This window comes from Neorhizobium sp. P12A, from assembly GCF_008365395.1.
In the GTDB taxonomy this organism is placed as follows: domain Bacteria; phylum Pseudomonadota; class Alphaproteobacteria; order Rhizobiales; family Rhizobiaceae; genus Rhizobium.
The window spans coordinates 38,978-59,938 of the sequence record NZ_QOVX01000006.1 but is presented as its reverse complement, the minus strand read 5'-3'; the positions used below and the strand labels follow the sequence as shown (position 1 = coordinate 59,938).

Below are 20,961 nucleotides of genomic sequence, written 5' to 3'. Positions count from 1 at the left end.
GCAAGCTTGCTCAAGATCGGCGAGGGGCAAGGCCGGAGCGTGACGCCGCCGCCGGATATTTCCGCGTTTCGCCGAGCAGTCGGCTCGCCCAGGCGCCGAAGCCGAGACCGAGGGTAGTCCACAAGATGACATGCATTCCAAGGGACGTAGCGCGGAAACGCCAGAGGACGACAGCAGAGAACTGCTCCGGAACCTCGTTGATCGGCGGCATCAGATACTGGACAACGCCGACAACCAGCACGAAGGCAATGCCGGAATAGATCACGGCATTCCAGATTCCGTGCTGCGGTGCGAGCCGCTTCGTCAGCGCGACCGCACCGACCATCGCTGCAATCGAGACGACGATCATCACGAAGAACAATTCGGTTCTGACGGCGATCGTGTCGGGATTGCCGACCGCCGGCGGGTTTGCCGGATATTTGATGTCGGGCACGAGAGCGATCACCACGAAAGCGGCAAGCGCCAGCAGAGCAGCCGTGCCGCGTGCACCGAGCGGGCTGACGCGGCCATAGACGAAAGCGAAGACGAGGGCAAAGAGACCGCCGAGCGCGGCCGCATAGACCACGGCAGCGACCAATAGGCCAGGACCAGCCTGGGTGGCGCGGCTGACGAGTTCCGGCTCGGGCATTTCACCCTTCATCTGGGCCATCTGGTCTTCGAACGCGATAGCGCTATCGACCAGCGGCTCGCCGAAGGTGTGCGCGAAGGCAAAAACGAGGATGCCAGCGAGCACTCCGACCAGCATGCCGCGGAGCAAAAGATTACCAACCATGTGAGGAACCCCTTAGTGGCAGGGGAAGCCGAGAAGGTGGCGGCCGTCGTGCACGAATTCGTGCACGTACATGCCGCGGATCAGCGAGGTCGCGCCTTCTTCGGCGCCGACGAAATAGATGGCGAGCAGCGCCAGGAGGCCGGCGAAAATCGCCCAGGGCAGGATCTGGCCAACCGGAATAGGCGCCGGGACAGCTACGGGGGAGAAAGTGGTATCAGACATTCTTCAGTTCCTTCATAGAATGACGCGTTCCGTCGATGACAAGGACTATCATCCGCTGGGTCTGGCTTGCTGCAGGTTCGACCTGCCGTTTACAGTGGCGCGACCGCGCCGGAATCTCACCGGCTTCCATACGGATAATCAGAACGTTATATCTGCGAGGCGCGCTTGATGTCAACGAAGCGTCGCGACACTTCCTTTGAGCTTTCCGACTTATTTTCAGGAGAAATTTCAGCGGTGAAGGGACGGCTTACCTGGATTTGCCACGGCGCAACGCAAAGCAACCGCGACGGCGCCTTTCCGACCGACGAGCCCTTGGAAGAGCGCGCGGTGGAGCAGTCAAAACGGCTCGTTCCAGGCCTTTCCCGGCCCGATCGCGTCTGGATCAGCCCGATGCTGAGGGCGCGCCAGACGGCAGAACTGTTGGCGCTGCAGGGCGAGATCGAGCCTGCCCTTGGGGAATGCGACTATGGCCGGTGGGCGGGCAAGGGATTGGCGGACATTCATGCCAGCGAGCCGGATGGTCTCTCGGTCTGGATGACGAACGCCGATGCAGCCCCTCATGACGGCGAATCGTTGTCCCACCTTCGCGATCGGGTCGGCGCATGGATGGAACGACACCTTGGGGATGGGGGCCATACCGTCGTCGTGACGCATGCGTCCGTGATCCGCGCTGCGATCATCCACGTGCTTCGGGCACCCCCTGAAGCCTTCTGGAAAATAGATGTAGAGCCCTTGAGCCTGACGGAGATGAGCAGCGATGGCCGCCGCTGGACGCTGCGTCTGCCCAATCGCGCCCGGTCCGATTGACAGAGATCATGGCTGGCCGGTCGCCAGTTTTTCCAGCGCGTCCAGAAACGGGCGCTGGCCGGGAATGATCTTCAGGCGCGCCTCGGGCAGGGTGAACCATTCGGCGCGATCGACCTCCGGAAAGGACTGCATTCTGCCACTCCTCGGCGGCCACTCGAGTTCGAAGAGGTTGCTCGTCAGTTCGGCCACATCGAATTCCCCTTCCAGCGCAAAGGCCGTGACCGTCTTTCCGCTGTTTTGCCTCAGCTCTCCGAGCAACTGTGGCGTACCTTCCGGCGCGCGGCCCATCTCCTCGGCGAACTCCCGAAGTGCGGCCGCAAGCGGCAGTTCGCCTTCGACATATTCGCCCTTGGGAATGGACCATGCCTCCTCATCGCGCTTGCGCCAAAAGGGGCCTCCGGGATGCACCAGCAGCACGACGACACCGCCCTTCGTCTTTCGATAAAGAAGGATGCCAGCGCTTCTTTTCATCGCTTCGCCTCCGATCACCGAGCTCTTTGCAGGCGATCATTTCCGATGTCCCACATCAAGGTGCGCGGCGCCTCGATTTTGGTCAAGGCGCTGATAAGATCGACAGGGCCTCGTCGGCGATCACCTGCTCCTCATCAGTCGGGATGACGAATGCCGAGACACGGCTCTGCTTCGCGGAAATAAGCTCGTCACTCCGCGCATTGGCGTCGGTGTCGATCTCCAGGCCGAGCCATTTCAGATGGCTGGCGACACGCTCGCGGATTTCCGATTGATGCTCGCCGATTCCCGCCGTGAAGACCATGGCATCGATGCCGCCGAGCGTATTGGCAATACGTGCCGTCTCACCGGCGATGCGCAAGGTAAACAGGTCCAATGCTTCTTTGGCTTCAGGCCTTTCGCTGGCCAGCAGTTCGCGACTGTCACCGCTGATGCCGGAGACGCCGAGCAGGCCGCACCGGTAATAGAGGAAGTCCTCCAGCGACTGCGGTGACTGGCCTCTGCGATTGAGCAGATGCACCAACACGCCGGGATCGAGCGCGCCGGTGCGCGTCGCCATCGGGATGCCGTCGAGGGTCGAGAACCCCATGCTGGTGTCCCGACTTTTTCCGTCCTGCAATCCGCAAAGACTGGCGCCACTGCCGAGGTGGGCCACCACGATCTTTCGCTTTGCGATATCAGGTACCCGCCGCGCAAGTTCACCAGAGATAAATTTATACGAGAGCCCGTGGAAACCGTAGCGCTTTATTCCCTCGTCATGGAGCGCGCGGGGAATGGCGAAGCGGCGGACGAGGTCGCTGATGGTGCTGTGGAAGGCCGTGTCGAAGGAAGCGCACTGGGCCAGCTGCGGGCGGATGCGCTGCATCGCCTTGATCAGCCGCAGACCCTGGGGCTGATGGAGAGGCGCCAGAGGTATGAGCTCCTCGATCTTTGCAACAGCATCTGCGTCGATCCTTGCGGGTCCGGTAAAGACCTCACCGCCGTGAACGACGCGATGTCCGGCGGCGGCAACAGCGCCGAGGTCGAAATGGTCGGCAAGGGAGACGAAGGCCTCGCTCAAGACCTCGTCCAAGTCGTCTTCGCCCTTCGCCTCGAGCGGGACATCGAAGGTCGAAGGCCCTTCGGTCAGGTGAAAGGTGAGGGGAGCCTGACGAAAATCGATGACTGCCTTGCCGATCCGACGCGCCGCCTGTCCCTCATAGGCGAAGATGCCGATTTTGACGGTCGACGAGCCTGCATTGAACGTGACGAGGACTTCGCGTTTCATTCGGCACCCCCTTTTCAAAAATGACAGGGCGACCAGCGAATTTCACCTGGTCTGGAGGAAGGATAGAGGGCAGCGCTTCAACTGCAAGGGGAATAGCGGCCTTATAGACGAAGGAGATCGCAACCCCCTGCCTGCCGGCATGGATCCATGTCAAGCCGCGGTCATTTTGTCGTCCGAGCTAACTGGATGATGCTCTGCTGCCAGCAAAGAGACCGCCGTCCGCCGGGCGGCCCAACGGAACCTGCCTTCGAATTGGACGTTGGGTTACATGAACTCACGAATATGCACGAAGGAGTGATGTCTTGAAAAGATTAGCAACCATCATGCTGACGGCATCGGTTGCGCTCGGATCTGTGCTGGCAATTGCCGATACCACATCCGCAGCGCCAATTCCGCAACCGCTGACGATCGGCTCATCGAACATCCATCAGGCACGAGTGGACGACAATCCACCGTATCGATGGGATGCCCCGCGCTACTACCACAGACGTCACTGGAATAGAGATGACAGGCGTTACTGGCATAGAGAGCACTGGCGGGAGAGAAATTGGCGCGAGGGAGACTGGCGTAGAGACCGCTATTGGCGGTACCGTCGCGGCCCGGCCGTCATCCTGGATTTCTAAACCATAATCGGGACATGGGGGCGCTGTGGAAACAGCGCTCCTTTCTCATTATTCAAAGCTTGCTAATGGTGCCCGTGGGGTCGAAATAGAGGCGCAGTCTTGCGATAGCGGAACGAGACCCAGATCATCCGCACGACAATCGGCAACCAAATAGCCGTCGCGACTATAGCCGAGAAGACACATCCGGCGAGACGGGCCGCGCCAGAGGCAGATCCAGATATGCTTTGCGATAGTCGAGTCATGCTCAACATTTGGGAACCCTCCGCAGGCACTTCAACTTTTGAAGCGACTTTCTTTCGGATTAACCTCTTCTGGCTGTCCCGATGAGGAACCACAGCAGAAGCCGCGTCATCATCCGTCGCTCCTCTCAACGCCGGAGATTGGTTTTGGCGAGTTCGATAACTTCGTCGCCCCTGCCGTTTATAATCGCCTTCAGCATATAGAGGCTGAAGCCTTTGGCCTGCTCGAGCTGGATTTTTGGCGGCATGACCAGTTCCTGCTTTGCCGTAACCACATCGACCAGTACCGGACCATTATGGGCGAGAGCCTGCCGCAGTGCGACATCGAGATCTTCGGAGTCCTCGACGCGGAAGCTCTTGACGCCCATCGCCTCGGCCATCGCCGCGAAGTTGGGGTTCTTCAGATCCGTGCTCGTGTCGAGATAGCCGCCGGCCTTCATCTCCATCGCGACAAACCCGAGCGAGCCATTGTTGAAGACGACGATCTTCACCGGCAGGCCAAGCTGCGAAAGTGTGATGAAATCACCCATCATCATGGTGAAGCCGCCATCGCCCGACAGTGAAACGACCTGCCTAGTAGGTGCCGCCGCCTGTGCGCCGACGGCCTGCAACATCGCATTGGCCATGGAGCCATGATTGAAGGAGCCGAGCAGGCGACGCTTGCCATTCATGGCGAGGTAACGAGCCGCCCAGACCGTCGGCGTCCCCACGTCAGCAGTAAAGATCGCATCCTCTGCTGCATTCTCGCTGACCAGCCGTGCCAGATACTGCGGATGAATTGGGCTGCCTTTCTTGGAAGGCACGGCAAGATCGTCGAGGTCGCTTCGCGCCTTTGCATAATGCTTGCGGGCATTGTCGAGGAAAGTGCGGTTCGGCTTGTCCTTCAGATGCGGCAGCAGTGCCACAATAGTTTCGGCGACGTCGCCGACCACACCTTGCGTCAGCTGCGCACGCTTTCCCAGTGCCGCGGCATCGCGATCGATCTGGATGATCGCGGCGTCCCTGGGATAGAAGGTCCGATAGGGAAAATCCGTGCCCAGCATCAGGACCGTGTCGCTGTTCATCATGGCGTAATAGCCCGACGAAAAGCCGATTAGTCCGGTCATGCCGATATCATAGGGATTGTTCCATTCGACATGCTCCTTGCCGCGCAACGCATGGACGACAGGAGCGCCAAGCCTTTCGGCCAGCGCCACCACTTGGTCATGCGCGCTGGCGCAGCCGCTGCCAGCCAGGATCGTCACCGTCTCCGACCGATTGAGAAGATCAGCAAGCCGGTCGATCTCCTCCGCCAGCGGCAGAATACGCGGCGACTTCGGCAGCGCAGCTTTCGATTTCGGTCGAGTGGGCGCCTCGGCCAGCGCTACATCGCCGGGGATGACGAGAACGGCAACACCGCTGCGGCCGATGGCCGTGTTGAGCGCACGATGCAGGATCTCTGGCATCTGCGCCGGATTGGACACCAGCTCGACGAAGCAGCTGCACTCGCGAAACAGCTCCTGCGGATGCGTCTCCTGGAAGTAACCGAGTCCGACTTCGGATGATGGGATGTGAGCGGCGATTGCCAGCACCGGAACGTGATTGCGCTGACAGTCGTAGAGACCGTTGATCAGATGCAGGTTGCCCGGACCGCAACTGCCTGCGCAGACGGCGATCTTTCCCGATATGGCTGCCTCGGCACCGGCGGCAAAGGCGGCAGTCTCCTCATGCCGGACGTGCATCCACTCAATCCGGCCGAGCCGCCTCAGGCTGTCGTTCAACCCGTTGAGGCTATCGCCGGTGACACCCCAGATGCGTTCAACGCCCGCTTCAGCAAGGGTTTCGGCCAGAAGATCGGCAACGGTTTGCGGCATGATCATTGCTCCTGTTCTTTGTCGGCGTCGGTTTAGGGGACCCAGGTCGATGAGACGTCCGGATTAACTGTCAGCCTTAAGAATAGGACGCACCTGATAGTCGTCCAACATATCGAGGGATGAATAAGCTACACTCAAGGATGAATGGCTTCGGCCTGCGTCACCGGGCGGAATGGGAACACCGCGAAGGAGCCGCGCCGGCCGGTCATCGACCAAATGCTCCGCCTTTACGCGCTCATCCGCAATCAGCCCAATCACACTGGAAAGCCAGCACGGGCTTGGAAAAGCCCTTCAACCGTCGTCGCGTTGCATGGGCAAAAAGATCGGAGGCACCGTATTCCCGAAAAATGTTTTCCGACACGAGGATCGTGTCGCTGGCCGCAGCGGCGCACAAGCGTGCTGCAAGCTGGACCGTGGAGCCGAACAGGTCGTTGCTGTCTTCGAGAGGCTCGCCGCAATCCAGTCCGATACGAACGTGAATTGGTTCAGGATTTCCATCATTGTAGCGCCTGAACTCTTGCTGGATATTCATGGCGCAATCGACGGCTGCCGTTGTCGAGGCGAATGCCGCCATGATCCCATCGCCGGTGTGTTTCACTTCCCGCCCGCATGACTTGCCAAGGCATCTGCGCACGACCGCGTCATGTGCCCTGACCAGTTCGATCGCCATGCGATCACCGAGACGCGATGTCATAGCAGTCGAACCGACGATATCGGTGAAAAGGATCGCCCTGTGGCCGGCATCCATTTCCGCGGCGGATTGTCCAGGCATCGGTTCGGGATCATGGATTCGGCCAAGAAACGCTTCGACTGCCGACAGCGCGACTTCAACCACCTCGCCGGCAATGAGACCATGAGCCTCGCGGTGTACGCATTGGGCGGTTTCCATGTCGGGGGCGTCGACAAGGCAGAAGGCTGTTCCGCGCCGCTGATCGAACCAGTAGGTCAGGAACTTAACCCCGTACCGATCCTGAATCTCAAGATCCTTGCGATGCGCATCCGCAACCTCGGCAGCCGAGGTTCCCGAGAGCTCATGCCGATCCATGAAGATAGCCATCTGCACGCTCCCGCTGGAATCCAGCCTGGTGGAAGCGTTTATTCTACGGCCTTGATGTAAATCCGTCCATCTTTGGGCTTAAGGACCGGTCGGCGGCGGAAAGCGAGGCGCTGTCAACCTCGTTTTCATCCAAAAATTCCAAAATCTTGAAAACAAAGAAATCTGGCGGAAGAGGTGGGATTCGAACCCACGGTACGGTTTCCCGCACGCCGGTTTTCAAGACCGGTTCCTTAAACCACTCGGACACTCTTCCAAGCGTTTGAAAAGGTTGATCAATCCACTTTTTGTTGATTGCTCGAAATCGGCGGTTGCTACCGATTTGCTACCAAATCATTCGACGGCTGGCTTTTTAGCAGCTTTGATGGCCGCGTCAACTTGCTCTGCCGCATTTGCCTGCATTCCAGGCATGACGTGCGAATAAAGATCGAGCGTGATTGCGATCGTCGAATGGCCGAGGCGCTCGCTAGCAATTTTCGGGTGAACGCCGGCGGCAAGCATTTGCGTTGCGTGCGAATGCCGCAGATCGTGGAAGCGGATTTTCGGTAAACTCGTCTTCGCCAGCAATCGCGACCACTCGTGTGTAAGCGAAATGGGGACGAGGGGGCTCCCGTCAACCTGCGCAACGACAAACGAATCGTCGTCAGGGCGCATTCCTAGCCGCAACTGTTCTTGAGCCTGGGCGATTCTGTGGCGGTTCAATTCCTCAACGACGGTAGCAGATAGGGCCACGGTTCTCGCGCGGCTGTTCTTAGTTTCCTTATAGCGGACGCCTTCCTTGGTGTACTCGGCGCTTTGTACGACCGATATGCTGCGCTCGCCATTGCTTCCGAGATCGACATTGCCCCAGCGGAGCGCAGCGATTTCGCCGCGCCGCAAGCCGCACATGATTGCCAGGATGGCTGGGATGAACATTCGGGTAGTGCGGAAGGCTTCGAAGAGTTCGGCCGTCTGGGCCGCAGTGAATGCCTTCATCGCCTTTTTCTCGACCTTAGGCGGTCGTGTCGCTGCAACGGGATTCTTTTTGAGCAGATCCCATGTGACGGCCTGTTCCATCGCAGCAAGCAGGACGCGTCGGCAATGGTGCACGGTTCGAGGAGACAGGCCGCCTTTTCCGTCTCGCCGGCCATCTTCGAGCAGCTTGGCCCATGTCCCATCTATGCGAGCCGCCGTGAGCTTGTTCATCGTGACCGATCCGAGGATCGGTGCCACGTTTTTCAGCATCAGTTCTTCATAGCGCTGGTGCGTCTTAGGCGAGACGTTGGACTTTTCGTGTTTAAGCCACTCGACGAGAAATTCGCGAACCGTGGTTTTCGATGGCTCGATGTAGCTCCCGCCATCCAGCTCGGCGATCAGCCGTGCGCATTCGGTCTCCGCCTGTCGCTTGGTACCGTGGAAGGTATGCCATTTGCGGCGGCGCTTTCCTGTCTCGGGATCCGGAACATCTAGCACTATGGCCCATTTTCCAGGCGATCGTTCTCGGACGTGACCCTTCATTCTCGCATCCTCCGCTTCGCTTGGATTTCTTGCCTTCTTTTCCGCCAGTATTTTATCTGGACCTCTCTTGAGGCTCCAATTGCCTTCAAGACGGCCTCATTAGGCACTGGAGATCTCGCTTCCTCGTCTGCTAGTCGCACAGCTTCGGAAAAACGCTGATTGTTTGCCAGTTGCGCGATCTCCACAAGCAAATGAAACAGGTTGTCCTGTGCTTCGATCTGTCTATTAAAGGTGAAGTTCACTGCATCGAACAGTTTATGCGCTATTTCGTGATCAATTAGGTGTCTATCCCCTTCATCCAAAATATTAGCGACAACTTCTTCCGGGATATCAATAGCCGCCGACGCCATATCCAGTACCTCAGCAACATCCTTTGTGATGGTCGGCAGCGCTCTTACGGCTCTGAGACCAATCTGTACTAAACGTCGAATCGCGTCTGACTTCGACGGCACCCGGTTGTCGTGCTGCCAATCCTCAATGTCTTTAAGCTCATCTTCCGTGATGACCATTTGCAAGCGTTTGCTTTCGCTCTCGCCAAGTTTTGGTCGTGCCATTTGGGGATAACTCCACATTTCATGCCAAAAATACACACGAAACGTTGTCGGTCAAACTTAAAAGGGATAAAGGAGTTTTGTGTGTAATTTTGTCATGAATGGAGAGTGAACAAATGACATTGGAAGAGGCTCTTTCTCGACCAACGATCCCTGTTCCGGATGCGGGGGCGTTGTTCTTTGGCCTTGCTCGAAATGCTGCCTATGACGCCGCGAAGAGGGGGGACTTTCAAACCATCAAGGTTGGAGGCAGGATTGTGGTGCCGGTTGCCCCGCTTGCTGAACGACTAGGATTGAAAGCAAATATCGGAGGGAAGGCGGGTTCAGCATGATGACAGCTGCTGCCTATGGCCGCCTCGGCCAAGATCCAAAGTCGATCACCACTCAATCTGGAAAATCGATGGCCGCCGCTTCAATGGCTGTTGTCATCGCGGAACAGGAGGCACCGCCGCTTTGGGTCAACATTCTTGCTTTCGGTCGCACCGCCGATGACCTTCTCCGCCTTCAGAAGGGCGACATGGTCAGCGCCTCTGGCCGCGTCCAGCGCAGCACATGGACCGGAGCTGACGGCACGAAGCACGAACAGCTTCAAATTATCGCCGACTCTCTCGTGTCCAGCCGCACAGTTCGCCCTCATGGGGGTAGTCGGAAGCAATCGGCCGGCGCACGTCAGGAGCAGTTACCCGACCTCAACGACCATGTTCCGTTCTGAGGTGGCGCATGGACCAGGTGGTAACCAAAGATACCAGCAACGCAACATGGAAGTTTGACTTCGCTGACACTGTCCAAGCTGACCCACAGGCTAAGGGCGGCTGTCTCGCTGTCATCAGGGCGTATCTGAATTTTGCCTCCAAGAACGACCCGAATGCCTTCTGTGCACTGCCGGAACTAATGCTGCGCACCGGACTGAGCAAGCCCGCAATCCGCAGAGCCAAGGAGACTTTGACACGTCTTGGCTACATGAAAGCGCAATACACTACCGAGGGCGGCGCGGTCATGTACCGACTCGTCAATGGTCGCAAGCAGCTCATCGATGATCACCTACGGATCGCACGGGAAAGCCTCCTGCTGGAACAGCGAGACAGGAAGAGACGTGAGCGAAAGCGTTCAGGGGGGAAAGAAACGATACCCCCGCAAATCGACTTAAGGGAACGAAACGTTACCCCCGCGGGGAACGAAACGTTACCCAATACCGTAGACCAATACCGTAGAGACTCTTGCTCTGAGGGAAGAGAGGAATCTCCATGGGGCATGAGTGTAGAACGTAACCCCTATGCTGCAGCCTCGGACGATGACCCGACAAGACCATTCGACATCCCAGAGAATGACAACGAGGCAGCGGATATCCTCTCGCACGTCAACACGACAAATCCGGCAATCCTGAACGCTCTTCGTAAAATGCTGATGGCAGGCGAACTCAGCCCCGCGTTTCTGACTTCCAACTTCGGAGGCGGCAATGGAGCAGCCTGAACAGCTCGATCTGCTGAAATGGGCTGACGAACGGCCTAGCGCCCAGGTGATCGACGTCATCGACCGGATCGCGCTGCGGATTTGGTGCCGGCGCTTTTGGCCGAAACCTCAACATCCCTGCAAAGAACCGATCAACCTTCCTCGAAAGGGGGCAGCATGATCTCAACACACCACGGAAATATGCCCGATATGCTCCTCGTTAGCTGCCCGTATGAGCGCCTCTCTGACTTCGGTCGCCGGAATGACGTCGTAATACGCATCCAGGCAAGCCCGAACAGCGATGATGTACTGCTCGCCATCATGGGATGGCCAGTCGCTGATAAGCGCCTCTGCCGCGTCCCTGACCGTTCTGACGACCCTGTATTTTTCTCGGCCATTCATGACGAGCCGAAGGGCAGGAAAGTGATGCGAAGTGTGCCGATTCATTACGGTAAGCCCTCACATGATTATGACTTTAATAACCCTGCAAGGACCGTGCCGTCTGAGGTAGCGGCATGATCATCCTAAACATCACTCGCAACCATGACGGCCAATACGAGATCGTCAATGCTACTGGCAAACTTGTCGAAGGTCCGTTTGAGACCAACGCAGCCGCATGGAAGGCGCTCGATCGGCTCGATAGCGACGCGGCTGTCCTGCCGCGCAAGCGCAACAACAAACAGGTCCTGTGGGGCAAGCCCGAGCAGCCAGCAAAGCAAAACAAGCGCCAGAAGAGACTAGCAGCGAAGCAGGAACGCCAGATGCAGAAGGCCGCGGCAAAGGCTCCGGGCTGGGTGAGGGCAGTTGCGGCGAAAAAGTTCGACCCGGTCGGCGAACGCGCCTACCGCGATCATAAGCTCGGGACGTTCGGCGCCGCCTCCGAGGTTCGGAGAATAGACCCGGCAACATACTTGGCCGAAAAGCAAGGCAGCATCAGCGAAGCCAACATCCCCAGCAAGAGAAGGGCGAAATGACGATCAAGGAACGACAGGAGCGTGAAGCGCACGATCGGGAAAACCCTTGGCGGCCAATGAACTCGGCGCCGAAAGGTACCGGCCTCATTTGCGATTTGCTTTTCGACGACATCGCGGGACATTACCCGACCGAGGGTCTTCAGTTCTTCCTCGATGGGGAAGGCATTTGGCACCAGATCGATCCCCCTCGACAAGTCCTCTACCGCGCAAACCCGATCAACTGGCGGCCGTCTTACGTGCGGCTTACGCCTGAGCGTCGCAGTATAATCAAGAAAAGGGCTAAGGGCTTGAAATGAAGATAAACATTCTGGACGACAATTGGCCCTGGCACCAGAACCCCAATCCTACCAGCGGCGCCTATCGCGACGGTTGGGCGATTGTCGTGCACGACAGCCGCACTGGAGGACAGAAGGCCTATGCGGATATGGTTTTCCCGACGATGGATGGCGCGAACATGACGGCCGCGCGAATTGCGCCAGGCGCCAGTGACATCCTGCCAGCTCGTGAGATCTGGCACCGGACAAAATTCAAGCGCTCGTTTCGTACTCACCGGACAGTCATCATCAGGGAAGCCGCCGTTGCCTAAGATCCGCAAAGCACGTGAGAAGAAGCCAGCACCACGAGGGCCTGGACGGGCAATTCTGCCGGAGGATGGTCCACGCCGCGTGCACAATCACATCCGCCTTCATGCCCAGCCCGTGCGTCGGCCGGCGCCGCGCATTGGGCCATCCAAGGTGAGGATCCCTCGCTCCGATATTGAGGATCGCCTGATGACCGCGATGAAGACGTTGCGCGCCATGCCTGACAAGGAGCGCCGGTTCTTCGTCATGAAATCCTCATCGCCGGATTACATCCGAGAGTACATCGACGCCTACGATCCGGAGGATGATGTTCAGCCGCGCTTCCGGCCGACGCCGGCAGATGTCTCGGACTATCTGACGGCACTATCCTGGGTGCGGCACCTCGATCGCGCCGCATGGCGAATCCTGTGGTGGCGATCCTTCGACGTGTCGTTCGGGCTCATCGGCAAGAAGATCGGCCGCAGCGACGAGACGGCGCGGAAGCGGTACGAGACGGCGGTAACCGATGCCTGGATCGCTGCCAACACGTGATATCCACTAGTGCGACGCAACATGTTGGTGTTTTTCACTGCAAAATGCTTGGCAAAGTTGGCATTATCTGCTATTTCTCGTGATACAGTTGGTGATTTGCGCGCCTACGGAACGCTCGCTCTGTTTTTCGGCGATCGCGTCTGTCTAAGGTCCCTTTGATTTCCGACAGCATGCGGTAAGGGCGCCCATGACGGCGCCCCAAACTCACACTTTTAACGCCATCGTGTATGTCACGGATGCGTGTTTGTCGTGTTGACCAAACCTCTGATAGGTCCAGTTCTGATGGTCCAGAATTGCGTTGGCTTCGTCGCGATAGAAAACGAAAAAGCCACACGTCCACCAGTTATCACCTTGCGGACCATAGTCGGTGCTGACGATCTGAAGGTCCATCTCTGCAGGTAGTTTATCGCGGTTCTTGGTTATGAAGTCACTTAGGCTGATCACTTTAGACGCGCCGATGTACTCGGTTCCGACGTGCTGACCACCGATCGACACGTCCATCTGATCGTCTACCGCGGTGATCGACAGCAACAGTTCTCGTCTTAGATCAACGGGGATTGGCTTAAGTACTTCATCTGTTGGGTAGTCGACTCGAACTTCTGGGGGTGTGGCCATCTTCCGATCCTCAGCGTGCGGAATTGCACACGCCAACCCTAACATTTTCTCAACCACAGCGCGATTAATGCATTGTGGGTATTCTCGTACGCCTTAGTATGCCGTGCCCATGCCGGTCCCCCAAATTAGCGCATTGCCGCCGGGGTCTGTCAGCCCTTCATGAAACGGCGCGAAGTGGGCAAGCCGAGGTTGCTACAGGAGTTCAACCAAGTTGAGATCGTGATTGAACGTCGCTTCCATGTGCTGCGCTTCGAAATATCTCAAATCTACGGCGCTCAGCTGAATAGGCGCATTTACTTCGAGCTGTTCGCCTTTGCCCATATTCGCGTTGATGAAGTCAGCTGCATCTTTGGCCTTGGCGAATGCACGGTCGCCCGTTGAAGTCGTAATGGTCCAATTCGTTCTCATCTTTCGCTCCTAAAGGTTGAGTGGCGAGACCGCCAAAACATCTGGCGCGATAGTCACTCAATTGGGTGATAAACGCAACGCTGTCCTAGGTGCCAAGAATGGCATCGATCTCAAGGGCAAGCCGGCAATCCAACCTAACCGGATACGAAATGACAGGAAGACCTGTAGAGTACAGCGTCGAGATCGCAGACAAGATTTGCGAGCTCCTATCCGATGGGGAGAAGAGCCTTCGCTCGATCTGCGCCATGGATGGCATGCCTTCGAAGTCGACGGTGTTCCGATGGCTGTCCGCGTACGACGACTTTCGGGACCAGTATGCGCGCGCCCGCGAAGCTCAGGCAGACGCGATCTTCGACGACATCCTCGATATCGCCGACACGCCGATGCTCGGTGAGAAGACGAAGGTCGACAAGGACGGCAACATCGAAACGACGACTGGCGATATGATCGAGCATCGCAAACTGCAGATCGATGCGCGCAAGTGGATGGCCGGCAAGCTCCGTCCGAAGGTCTACGGCGACAAGCTCGATATCGATCTTAACGGCAAGGTCGATTATGTCGTCAGTGCCAAGCCGATGTCAGAGGAAGAGTGGTTGAAGAACCATGGGGCTGACGAGTAGCCTCGCATGGGCGCCTCAGGACGGTCCGCAACTCGCGCTCGTCGAGTGCCCGTTCCGCGAGGTGTTCTTCGGTGGCGCCCGCGGCGGCGGCAAGACCGATGGCGTTCTGGGCAAATATGCCATCAAGGCGTCGATGTATGGCTCTGGCTTCAATGCCTTGTTCTGCCGGCGTGAATTGCCAATGCTCGATGACGCGATCGAGCGAAGCAAGGAAATATACGCGAAGATTGGCGCCGACTGGAACGACCAGAAGAAGACATGGGTGTTCCCTGGTGGCGGCCGCCTTCGCTTTCGCCCGCTTGAGCGGGTCCAGGACGCTGACAAGTATCAAGGCCAGAACGTCAGCGACGCCTGTGTCGAGGAAGCGGGTCTCTATCCGGACAGCAAGCCGATCGATCGTCTGTTTGCCGTGCTGCGTTCTGCCAAGGGTGTCCCGACCCAGCTTCTGTTGACGGGCAACCCCGGTGGCGCTGGGCAGAACTGGATCAAGAAGCGGTATATCGATCCGAGCCCCCTTGGCATGAAGCCGCTCGTCAGAGTGCTCCCGAACGGGAAGGAACATAGGTACATCTTTATCCCGAGCCGGATCGAGGACAACAAGCTCCTTCTGGCAAACGACCCTGACTATATCAATAACCTGTACCTGGTCGGTTCCGATCAGCTCGTTCAGGCTTGGTTGTCAGGTGACTGGAACGCGATCGAGGGTGCTTTCTTCGACTGCTGGGATAGCAGCAAACATGTAGTTCGCCCCTTCACCATCCCGGACGACTGGTCTCGCTTCCGATCGATGGACTGGGGTTCGGCCAGGCCGTTCAGCGTCGGCTGGTGGGCTATCGCGACTGACGATTATGTGACACCTGCCGGCATCATTCCGCGCGGTGCGATCGTGCGTTACCGCGAATGGTACGGATGCAAGGCCGGGGAGACCAACGTCGGCCTGAAGCTGACGGCTGAAGAGGTCGGGCGCGGAATAGCGGAGCGCGAGGGCGCCAAGTTCGACCCGGATACGAAAAAGATGATCGAGCCGCCGTCGGAGAAGATTTCGTACGGCGTGCTCGATCCTGCAGCATTCGCGGAAGACGGAGGCCCGTCGATCGCCAGCCGCATGATGCGGGAGACGAAGTTCAAGGTGATGTTCAAGCCAGCGGATAATGCCCGCGTCTCGCAGCGCGGCGCCATGGGCGGCTGGGACCAGATGCGTGCACGGCTGAAGGGAGACGGCGAACGGCCCGGCTTGTTCGTGTTCTCCACCTGCACCGACTTCATTCGAACGGTTCCGTTGTTGCAGCACGATCGAGACAGGCCGGAAGATCTGGATACGGACGCCGAAGACCACGTAGCCGACGAGGCGCGATATGGCTGCATGTCCAGACCAATGGTCCAGGTCCGCGAAGTCGAATCGCCGAAGAAGCGCAGCGATTACAAACCGCGCCAGAGCAGCGCCGAAGCCGGCGATTGGGTGAGCTACTGATGAATCAGACCGGATATTCTGTCGGCAATGGACCTGTTCCCGGCCCGAGCACGGCTGCCGTTCAGGGTTCGCAGCAGATTGCGGACCATGCCAGGCTCAAGCGCCAGTTCACCGAATACCTCAGCATTAAGGATGCCGAGATCAAGGAGCAGAAGGAGGCGCGCCGTTATCATCACGGCTCGCAGTATACCGACAAGCAGATCAAGACGCTGAACCAGCGCCGGCAGCCTGTCGTCACCTACAATCGCATATCCCGCAAGATCAATGCGCTGATCGGCTTCCTCGAAAAGATGAAGACCGACCCGCGTGCCTATCCGCGGACACCTCAGCACGATGAGGGTGCGGAGATCGCCACTGCAGTGCTGCGGTACGTGTGCGATGAGCAGGACTGGACCAGCAAGTCCCCGATCTGCGGCCAGAATGGCGCCGTGGACGGTATTGGCGGCGTCGAGCTGATCATCGAGAAGGGCGACATGGGAGACCCGGAGATCGGCCTCGAGGTCGTCGACCCATCGGGCTTCTTCTATGATCCTCGTTCGCTCAAGCCCGACTTTTCTGACGCACGCTATATGGGTTCCGCCAAATGGGCGGATCTGGAAGCGGCAATCGAGATGTTCCCCGATCGCGAGGAGGATCTTCGCGCCTCTGTCGAGACCGGCAACGATTTGAGCAGCAATCCGGATAGTGACCGTGTCTGGATCAACGGGACGGAGAACAATCGCCGCATCCGCATCGTCGATCACTGGTACATCAAGAATGGCGACTGGTACTGGTGCATCTACACCGGCTCGATCATCCTGGCCGAGGGCTTGTCCTATGTGAAGGACGAGAAGAAGCGCACGATCTGCAAGTACATCATGTACTCGGCCAACATCGACCAGGACGGCGACCGCTACGGCTTCGTGCGCAACATGAAGTCCAGCCAGGACGAGATCAATCAGCGCCGGTCGAAGGCACTGCATACGCTCAATAGCCGCCGCGTCATCATTGAGCAGGGATCTGTCGCCGACGTGGAGCAGGTTCGTAAGGAAGCGGCTCGACCCGATGGTGTGATCGAGATCGCGCCCGGTACCACGCCGCCGCAGTTCGACGACAATGCCCGAGGACAAGAGCTGCAGGGCCAGATGGCGTTCCTTGAGGATGCCAAGAACGAAATCGAGAACTACGGCTTCAACCCCGCGCTGATCGGACAGGGCGTGCAGGACATGTCCGGCCGCGCGATCCAGCTTCAGCAGCAGTCCGGCATCGCCGAGCTTGGCCCGTACACGCTCGCGTTTCGAGGCTGGAAGATCCGGGTCTATCGCGCTGTCTGGTGCGCGGTGAAGGAGCACTGGACTTCAGAGCGCTGGATTCGAGTCACCGATGACCAGAAGCTCGCTCAGTTCTTCGCGATCAACCAACTGACGATTGATCAGCGTACCGGCCAGCCGGTCATATCGAATTCCATCGGTGCGCTCGACGTCGATATCATTGTCGACGAAGGCCCGGACGAGATCAACATGCAGGCCGATGCCTACGATACGCTGACGATCATGGCACGCAGCGGTCAACAGATCCCGGCAGAGGTGATGATCGAGCTGTCTTCGTTGCAAAGCTCTGTCAAGCAACGCGTTCTCGGCATGTTGCAGCAGGCGAAGCAGGCGCAACAGCAAGATCCGCAGAAGCAGGCGCTCTTGGCCGCGCAGCTCGACGAGACGAATTCCGCAGCTGTGCTCAAGCGGGCACAGGCTCAGAAGGCGATAGCCGACGCCGGCACGCCGAAACCTCAGCCGGGCGGCCCAACCGATCTCGATGTCGCGAAGGCAGTTGCGGACATCCGCAATGTTAACGCGAACACGGCGAAAACCTTTGCCGATGCTCGCAAGTCGAATGTCGAGGCCGCGCTGAAGCCGGTCCAGGCTGCCAACGAGGCGGCACGGACACGGCAACAGTCCCAGCAGAACCTCACATAAGAGCCGCCATCTTTAAGGGCGATCCGGCCGCTGGTCCGTAACCAGCAGAGTGCCGCCGACTAGACGGGCGATCAGCCGCCGCCAGGCTCATGGGCGCTTCACGCATTGGAGAATAAAATGGCCGTTAATTCGGAATTGGATGAGCTGTTGTCTGACGCTTCCTTGGAGACGCCAGCAGCAGCACAGCAACAGCAGGAAAACCAGCCGGCTCCGGCGGATACTGGCCGCGCTCGTGATGAGCAGGGCCGGTTCATCCAGACCCAGCAGGAGCAGCAGCCCACCGCACAGCAGCCGGAAACGACGACCGGTCAGCCTGATCCTTCGGGGCAGGCTGGAGGCGTCCCGGTCAGGGCCGTGCAGGACGAACGCGAGAAACGGCGTGAAGCTGAGGCAAATGCCGAGGCACTTCGTCGCGAAATCGCGGAACTCCGCGGCATGGTCACGGCACAGCGCCAGCCACAACAGCAGCATCAGCAGGAAAAGCAGCCCGTCGCCCTGTGGGACGATCCGGATGCTTTCCTGAGGGAGCAGCTCTCGCCGTTCCAGAGCGAAATCCAGCAAATGCGGGAAGAGCTTTGGGAGTCGCGGGCAACCGCTCTCCATGGTGCTGACAAGGTCGAAGCCGCAAAGAAGGCGGCCGAAGCCATGGTCGCTGCAAATCCCATGAACGGGAAGCTGTTGCATCAGCAGATCACCGCATCCGGCAATCCCTTCGACAACCTGGTCAAGTGGCATCAGCGCCAGCAGGCCATGACGACCGTCGGCGACGATCCGGAGAAGTGGTTTCAGTCAAAGCTCGAACAGTTGCTCACCGATCCGGCCAAGCAGGCCGAAATCCTTGAGCGCATCCGCTCGGGCGCTCCATCCATCCAGAATAACGGCAAGCCCATCACGAACTTTGCCCCGTCCCTCAGTCGCATGCCGTCCGGCGGCAACCAAGCCCCCGACAACGACATGAGCGATGGTGCGCTGTTCAGTTTCGCCACCCAGCGGTGACCGCAAAGCGCGGCGCCCGGCTAGAAAGGACATAGGCCATGGCCGTCACAACGGTACAGGACAACAATAAACTCGTTCAGTACGTGAGGGAGATCAATCGCGAGTTCGTCCGCGAAAATCTCTTCTCTCCGTACATGGGCACCGCGCTCACCGCCATCATCCGCATCAAGCAGGAGCTTAAAGACGGCGGCGAGCAGATGAACATCCCGATCGTCACGAAGCTTCGTGGCAAGGGGAAGGGTTCGGGCACGCTTGTCGGCAATGAAGACAAGATCGACAACTACGGCATGCGTGTCTGGATCGACTGGGCTCGTAACGCTGTCACCGTGAAAAAGAGCGAAAAGCAGAAGGATTCTGCCAACGTCTTCGGTGAGGCAAAGCCGCTGCTGTCCGATTGGGGCAAGGAGCGTCAGCGCGACGATGTGATTGCCGCGTTTATGTCTCTTCCGCTCGAAGCGGCGCCTTCGGGCCTCGGTTCCGATGACGGCCAGACGGTCAACGGCATTGTGTACGAGAACGCCACGGCGGCCCAGCGCAATACCTGGAACGCGGACAATTCCGACCGCATTCTCTATGGCGGCGCTCGCGGCAACTACAACGCCACCCACGCAACCGCCCTGGCGAACATCACCAGCGCAGCCGGCAAGGGCTCCGCGGCTTCGATCACCATGGCGAAGCGCATGGCGGAAACGTCCGTGCCGAAGATCACCCCGTTCAAGACCGAGGACGGTTACGAATGGTACGTCTACTTCGCCGGATCGAACGAGTTCCGCGATCTGGAGAACGACGCGACCATTTTCGCCGCCAACAAGGACGCTCGCGCCCGTGAGGGCAACGGCATGAGCAAGAACCCGATCTTTCAGCCGGGCGATCTGCTCTATAGCGGCGTCATCATCCGCAAGGTTCCGGAAATCTCGGCGTTCGTCGATACCGTTTGGACCAGCCTCCAGACCGCCGGCAACACCGGTATCCGCATCGAACCCGGATTCCTTTGCGGCCAGCAGGCTGCGGTCCTCGCCTGGGGCCAGATGGCGAAGAACACCGAACGCACCGAGACGGACTACGGCTTCATCACCGGCGTCGGTGTCGAGATGGCCTATGGCGTCGCCAAGTTCTTCAAGAAGCATCCGATGGACGGTACCGCGCTGAAGCAGTGGGGCGTCGTTACCCACTTCGTTGCGGCCGCGCAGGACGCCTGATGAGCGATGGGGCGGCATTCGACCGCCCCTTTTCCTTCCTTGAACATGAAAGGAGACGACAATGGTCGGTCTCAATAACCAGATCCCGGCGCGCGATGCCGGCTATCAGAACGTCCAGTATTTCCGCAAGCGCCTGCAGTTCTCCGATGGTGTCCTGACCACCAAGTTCCGTATTCCGGCCGGGTCTATCATCCTGTCGGCCTTGTCTGGCGTGGACGTGCAGACGGTGTTCAACTTTGGCACCAACAACCGCGTCCAGATCGGTGACGCCTCCGGTGCATCGAAGTACGGTCTGAACCTGTCGCTCACGGCGCTTGGCTTCGTCGCGATGGGCGTTGCGGTGGGCCATAAGGTGACCGTCGATACCGACATCATCGTCACGCTCGATGTCACGGGCACCGCCGGCACGACCGGCGACGCTGAAGCGCTCCTCGCCTTCATCCCGGCCAACTGAGGAGGGCGATATGGTCAAGGTCAAATATATCCCCGAGGCTGGAACGCCTGATGAGACGGAAACGCTCAATCACAAGTTCAATGCCAAGCGGCCGACCGAGGTCACCGATCCGAGCGTGATTGCCGTTCTCCGCGGCAATCCGTTCTTCGAGGTTTTGGACAAGGAGCCTGCACCGGTTCCCGCTCCCAAGGCCCCGGCGCCGAAGCAGAACGAACCGCTGACTGCCTCTGAGCAGCCTGACGGCACCTTCGCCGTCTTGCAGGGCGACGCCATCGTCAAGGCCGGCCTGTCGAAGGAAGACGCAGACGCATTCAACGCCCTGTCCGACGAGGACAAGGCCGAATACGTGAAGTGACGA

Annotated in this window: 26 protein-coding genes, 1 tRNA gene and 1 riboswitch; of the genes, 15 read left to right on the top strand and 12 right to left on the bottom strand. The window is 58.7% G+C overall.

The features are described 5' to 3' along the window. Positions 1–10 precede the first annotated feature (10 nt). Both DTW90_RS18435 and DTW90_RS18430 read right to left on the bottom strand, forming a co-directional pair. On the bottom strand, positions 11–772 hold the full coding sequence (locus DTW90_RS18435) for a CbtA family protein (protein ID WP_149340038.1): 762 nt from the start codon (positions 770–772) through the stop codon (positions 11–13). Between the two features lie 12 nt (positions 773–784). Continuing rightward, positions 785–994 (bottom strand): CbtB domain-containing protein, encoded by a 210-nt coding sequence (locus DTW90_RS18430; RefSeq protein WP_132524922.1) that lies wholly within the window; start codon positions 992–994, stop codon positions 785–787. A 59-nt stretch (positions 995–1,053) separates the two neighbouring features. Further along, positions 1,054–1,122, bottom strand: a riboswitch (cobalamin riboswitch). Between the two features lie 106 nt (positions 1,123–1,228). Between DTW90_RS18430 and DTW90_RS18425 the strand changes: the two genes are divergently transcribed. Continuing rightward, on the top strand, positions 1,229–1,801 hold the full coding sequence (locus tag DTW90_RS18425; protein ID WP_149340036.1) for a histidine phosphatase family protein: 573 nt from the start codon (positions 1,229–1,231) through the stop codon (positions 1,799–1,801). A 6-nt stretch (positions 1,802–1,807) separates the two neighbouring features. Here the strand turns inward: DTW90_RS18425 and DTW90_RS18420 are convergent, their stop codons facing one another. Both DTW90_RS18420 and DTW90_RS18415 read right to left on the bottom strand, forming a co-directional pair. Next, entirely contained in the window at positions 1,808–2,272 is a 465-nt protein-coding gene (locus DTW90_RS18420; protein WP_132524926.1) for an NUDIX domain-containing protein, read from the bottom strand. An 82-nt stretch (positions 2,273–2,354) separates the two neighbouring features. Then, positions 2,355–3,536 carry an acetate/propionate family kinase gene (locus DTW90_RS18415; protein ID WP_149340034.1) on the bottom strand — a complete coding sequence of 394 codons (1,182 nt, stop codon included), beginning with the start codon at positions 3,534–3,536 and terminating at the stop codon, positions 2,355–2,357. Positions 3,537–3,838: 302 nt separating this feature from the next. On the opposite strand from DTW90_RS18415, the gene DTW90_RS18410 reads away from it, so the two are divergent. Next, complete coding sequence (locus DTW90_RS18410; protein WP_149340032.1) at positions 3,839–4,159, top strand: hypothetical protein; 321 nt, start codon at positions 3,839–3,841, stop codon at positions 4,157–4,159. A 367-nt stretch (positions 4,160–4,526) separates the two neighbouring features. Here the strand turns inward: DTW90_RS18410 and poxB are convergent, their stop codons facing one another. The 5 genes from poxB to DTW90_RS18385 form a co-directional block, all read right to left on the bottom strand. Then, positions 4,527–6,251 carry a ubiquinone-dependent pyruvate dehydrogenase gene (poxB, locus tag DTW90_RS18405; RefSeq protein WP_149340030.1) on the bottom strand — a complete coding sequence of 575 codons (1,725 nt, stop codon included), beginning with the start codon at positions 6,249–6,251 and terminating at the stop codon, positions 4,527–4,529. A 235-nt stretch (positions 6,252–6,486) separates the two neighbouring features. Beyond that, a complete protein-coding gene (locus tag DTW90_RS18400; protein WP_149340029.1) occupies positions 6,487–7,308 on the bottom strand; it encodes a nickel-binding protein in 822 nt (273 codons plus the stop codon). 163 nt (positions 7,309–7,471) lie between these two features. Next, a tRNA-Ser gene (locus DTW90_RS18395) sits at positions 7,472–7,561 on the bottom strand. A gap of 77 nt (positions 7,562–7,638) precedes the next feature. Beyond that, positions 7,639–8,757, bottom strand: a complete 1,119-nt coding sequence (locus tag DTW90_RS18390; RefSeq protein WP_246664971.1) for a site-specific integrase — start codon at positions 8,755–8,757, stop codon at positions 7,639–7,641. A 41-nt stretch (positions 8,758–8,798) separates the two neighbouring features. After that, complete coding sequence (locus tag DTW90_RS18385; protein ID WP_149340025.1) at positions 8,799–9,356, bottom strand: hypothetical protein; 558 nt, start codon at positions 9,354–9,356, stop codon at positions 8,799–8,801. Positions 9,357–9,469: 113 nt separating this feature from the next. Here DTW90_RS18385 and DTW90_RS18380 point away from each other — a divergent pair, with 113 nt between their 5' ends. The 3 genes from DTW90_RS18380 to DTW90_RS18370 are packed head-to-tail and all read left to right on the top strand — an operon-like array spanning position 9,470 to position 10,823. Beyond that, positions 9,470–9,685 (top strand): DNA-binding protein, encoded by a 216-nt coding sequence (locus DTW90_RS18380; protein WP_188079975.1) that lies wholly within the window; start codon positions 9,470–9,472, stop codon positions 9,683–9,685. After that, complete coding sequence (locus tag DTW90_RS18375) at positions 9,682–10,065, top strand: single-stranded DNA-binding protein (RefSeq protein ID WP_210251418.1); 384 nt, start codon at positions 9,682–9,684, stop codon at positions 10,063–10,065. The genes DTW90_RS18380 and DTW90_RS18375 overlap by 4 nt, the downstream gene beginning before the upstream one ends. Positions 10,066–10,073: 8 nt before the next feature. Beyond that, a complete protein-coding gene (locus tag DTW90_RS18370) occupies positions 10,074–10,823 on the top strand; it encodes a hypothetical protein (RefSeq protein ID WP_149340023.1) in 750 nt (249 codons plus the stop codon). 162 nt (positions 10,824–10,985) lie between these two features. Here the strand turns inward: DTW90_RS18370 and DTW90_RS18365 are convergent, their stop codons facing one another. Further along, positions 10,986–11,249 (bottom strand): DUF982 domain-containing protein, encoded by a 264-nt coding sequence (locus DTW90_RS18365; protein WP_149340021.1) that lies wholly within the window; start codon positions 11,247–11,249, stop codon positions 10,986–10,988. A 68-nt stretch (positions 11,250–11,317) separates the two neighbouring features. On the opposite strand from DTW90_RS18365, the gene DTW90_RS18360 reads away from it, so the two are divergent. The 3 genes from DTW90_RS18360 (at position 11,318) to DTW90_RS18345 (ending at position 12,888) form a co-directional block, all read left to right on the top strand. Next, on the top strand, positions 11,318–11,776 hold the full coding sequence (locus tag DTW90_RS18360; protein ID WP_149340019.1) for a hypothetical protein: 459 nt from the start codon (positions 11,318–11,320) through the stop codon (positions 11,774–11,776). Positions 11,777–12,068: 292 nt separating this feature from the next. Continuing rightward, positions 12,069–12,362 carry a hypothetical protein gene (locus DTW90_RS18350; RefSeq protein WP_149340015.1) on the top strand — a complete coding sequence of 98 codons (294 nt, stop codon included), beginning with the start codon at positions 12,069–12,071 and terminating at the stop codon, positions 12,360–12,362. Positions 12,363–12,546: 184 nt separating this feature from the next. Next, positions 12,547–12,888 carry a DUF6362 family protein gene (locus tag DTW90_RS18345; protein ID WP_149340013.1) on the top strand — a complete coding sequence of 114 codons (342 nt, stop codon included), beginning with the start codon at positions 12,547–12,549 and terminating at the stop codon, positions 12,886–12,888. A 204-nt stretch (positions 12,889–13,092) separates the two neighbouring features. On the opposite strand, the gene DTW90_RS18340 is transcribed toward DTW90_RS18345, so the two are convergent. Together DTW90_RS18340 and DTW90_RS18335 are read right to left on the bottom strand one after the other, a co-directional pair. Then, positions 13,093–13,503, bottom strand: coding sequence for a hypothetical protein (locus DTW90_RS18340; RefSeq protein ID WP_149340011.1), 411 nt, complete (start codon positions 13,501–13,503; stop codon positions 13,093–13,095). A gap of 192 nt (positions 13,504–13,695) precedes the next feature. Then, positions 13,696–13,911: a hypothetical protein gene (locus tag DTW90_RS18335; RefSeq protein ID WP_149340009.1), complete on the bottom strand. Its 216-nt coding sequence runs from the start codon at positions 13,909–13,911 to the stop codon at positions 13,696–13,698. Between the two features lie 149 nt (positions 13,912–14,060). On the opposite strand from DTW90_RS18335, the gene DTW90_RS18330 reads away from it, so the two are divergent. The 7 genes from DTW90_RS18330 to DTW90_RS18300 all read left to right on the top strand — a co-directional run bounded on the left by DTW90_RS18330 (position 14,061) and on the right by DTW90_RS18300 (position 20,958). After that, the gene (locus DTW90_RS18330; RefSeq protein ID WP_149340007.1) at positions 14,061–14,531 is read left to right on the top strand and encodes a terminase small subunit protein; all 471 of its coding nucleotides are present in this window, start codon (positions 14,061–14,063) and stop codon (positions 14,529–14,531) included. Continuing rightward, on the top strand, positions 14,515–16,002 hold the full coding sequence (locus DTW90_RS18325) for a terminase (RefSeq protein ID WP_149340005.1): 1,488 nt from the start codon (positions 14,515–14,517) through the stop codon (positions 16,000–16,002). Before DTW90_RS18330 ends, DTW90_RS18325 begins: the two co-directional genes overlap by 17 nt. Beyond that, a complete protein-coding gene (locus DTW90_RS18320; RefSeq protein ID WP_149340003.1) occupies positions 16,002–17,954 on the top strand; it encodes a hypothetical protein in 1,953 nt (650 codons plus the stop codon). Before DTW90_RS18325 ends, DTW90_RS18320 begins: the two co-directional genes overlap by 1 nt. A 117-nt stretch (positions 17,955–18,071) precedes the next feature. Beyond that, on the top strand, positions 18,072–18,950 hold the full coding sequence (locus DTW90_RS18315; RefSeq protein WP_149340001.1) for a hypothetical protein: 879 nt from the start codon (positions 18,072–18,074) through the stop codon (positions 18,948–18,950). Between the two features lie 38 nt (positions 18,951–18,988). Further along, complete coding sequence (locus DTW90_RS18310) at positions 18,989–20,149, top strand: DUF4043 family protein (RefSeq protein ID WP_149339999.1); 1,161 nt, start codon at positions 18,989–18,991, stop codon at positions 20,147–20,149. Positions 20,150–20,210: 61 nt separating this feature from the next. Next, the gene (locus DTW90_RS18305) at positions 20,211–20,603 is read left to right on the top strand and encodes a hypothetical protein (protein ID WP_149339997.1); all 393 of its coding nucleotides are present in this window, start codon (positions 20,211–20,213) and stop codon (positions 20,601–20,603) included. 10 nt (positions 20,604–20,613) lie between these two features. Beyond that, positions 20,614–20,958: a hypothetical protein gene (locus DTW90_RS18300; RefSeq protein WP_149339995.1), complete on the top strand. Its 345-nt coding sequence runs from the start codon at positions 20,614–20,616 to the stop codon at positions 20,956–20,958. Positions 20,959–20,961: the final 3 nt, after the last annotated feature.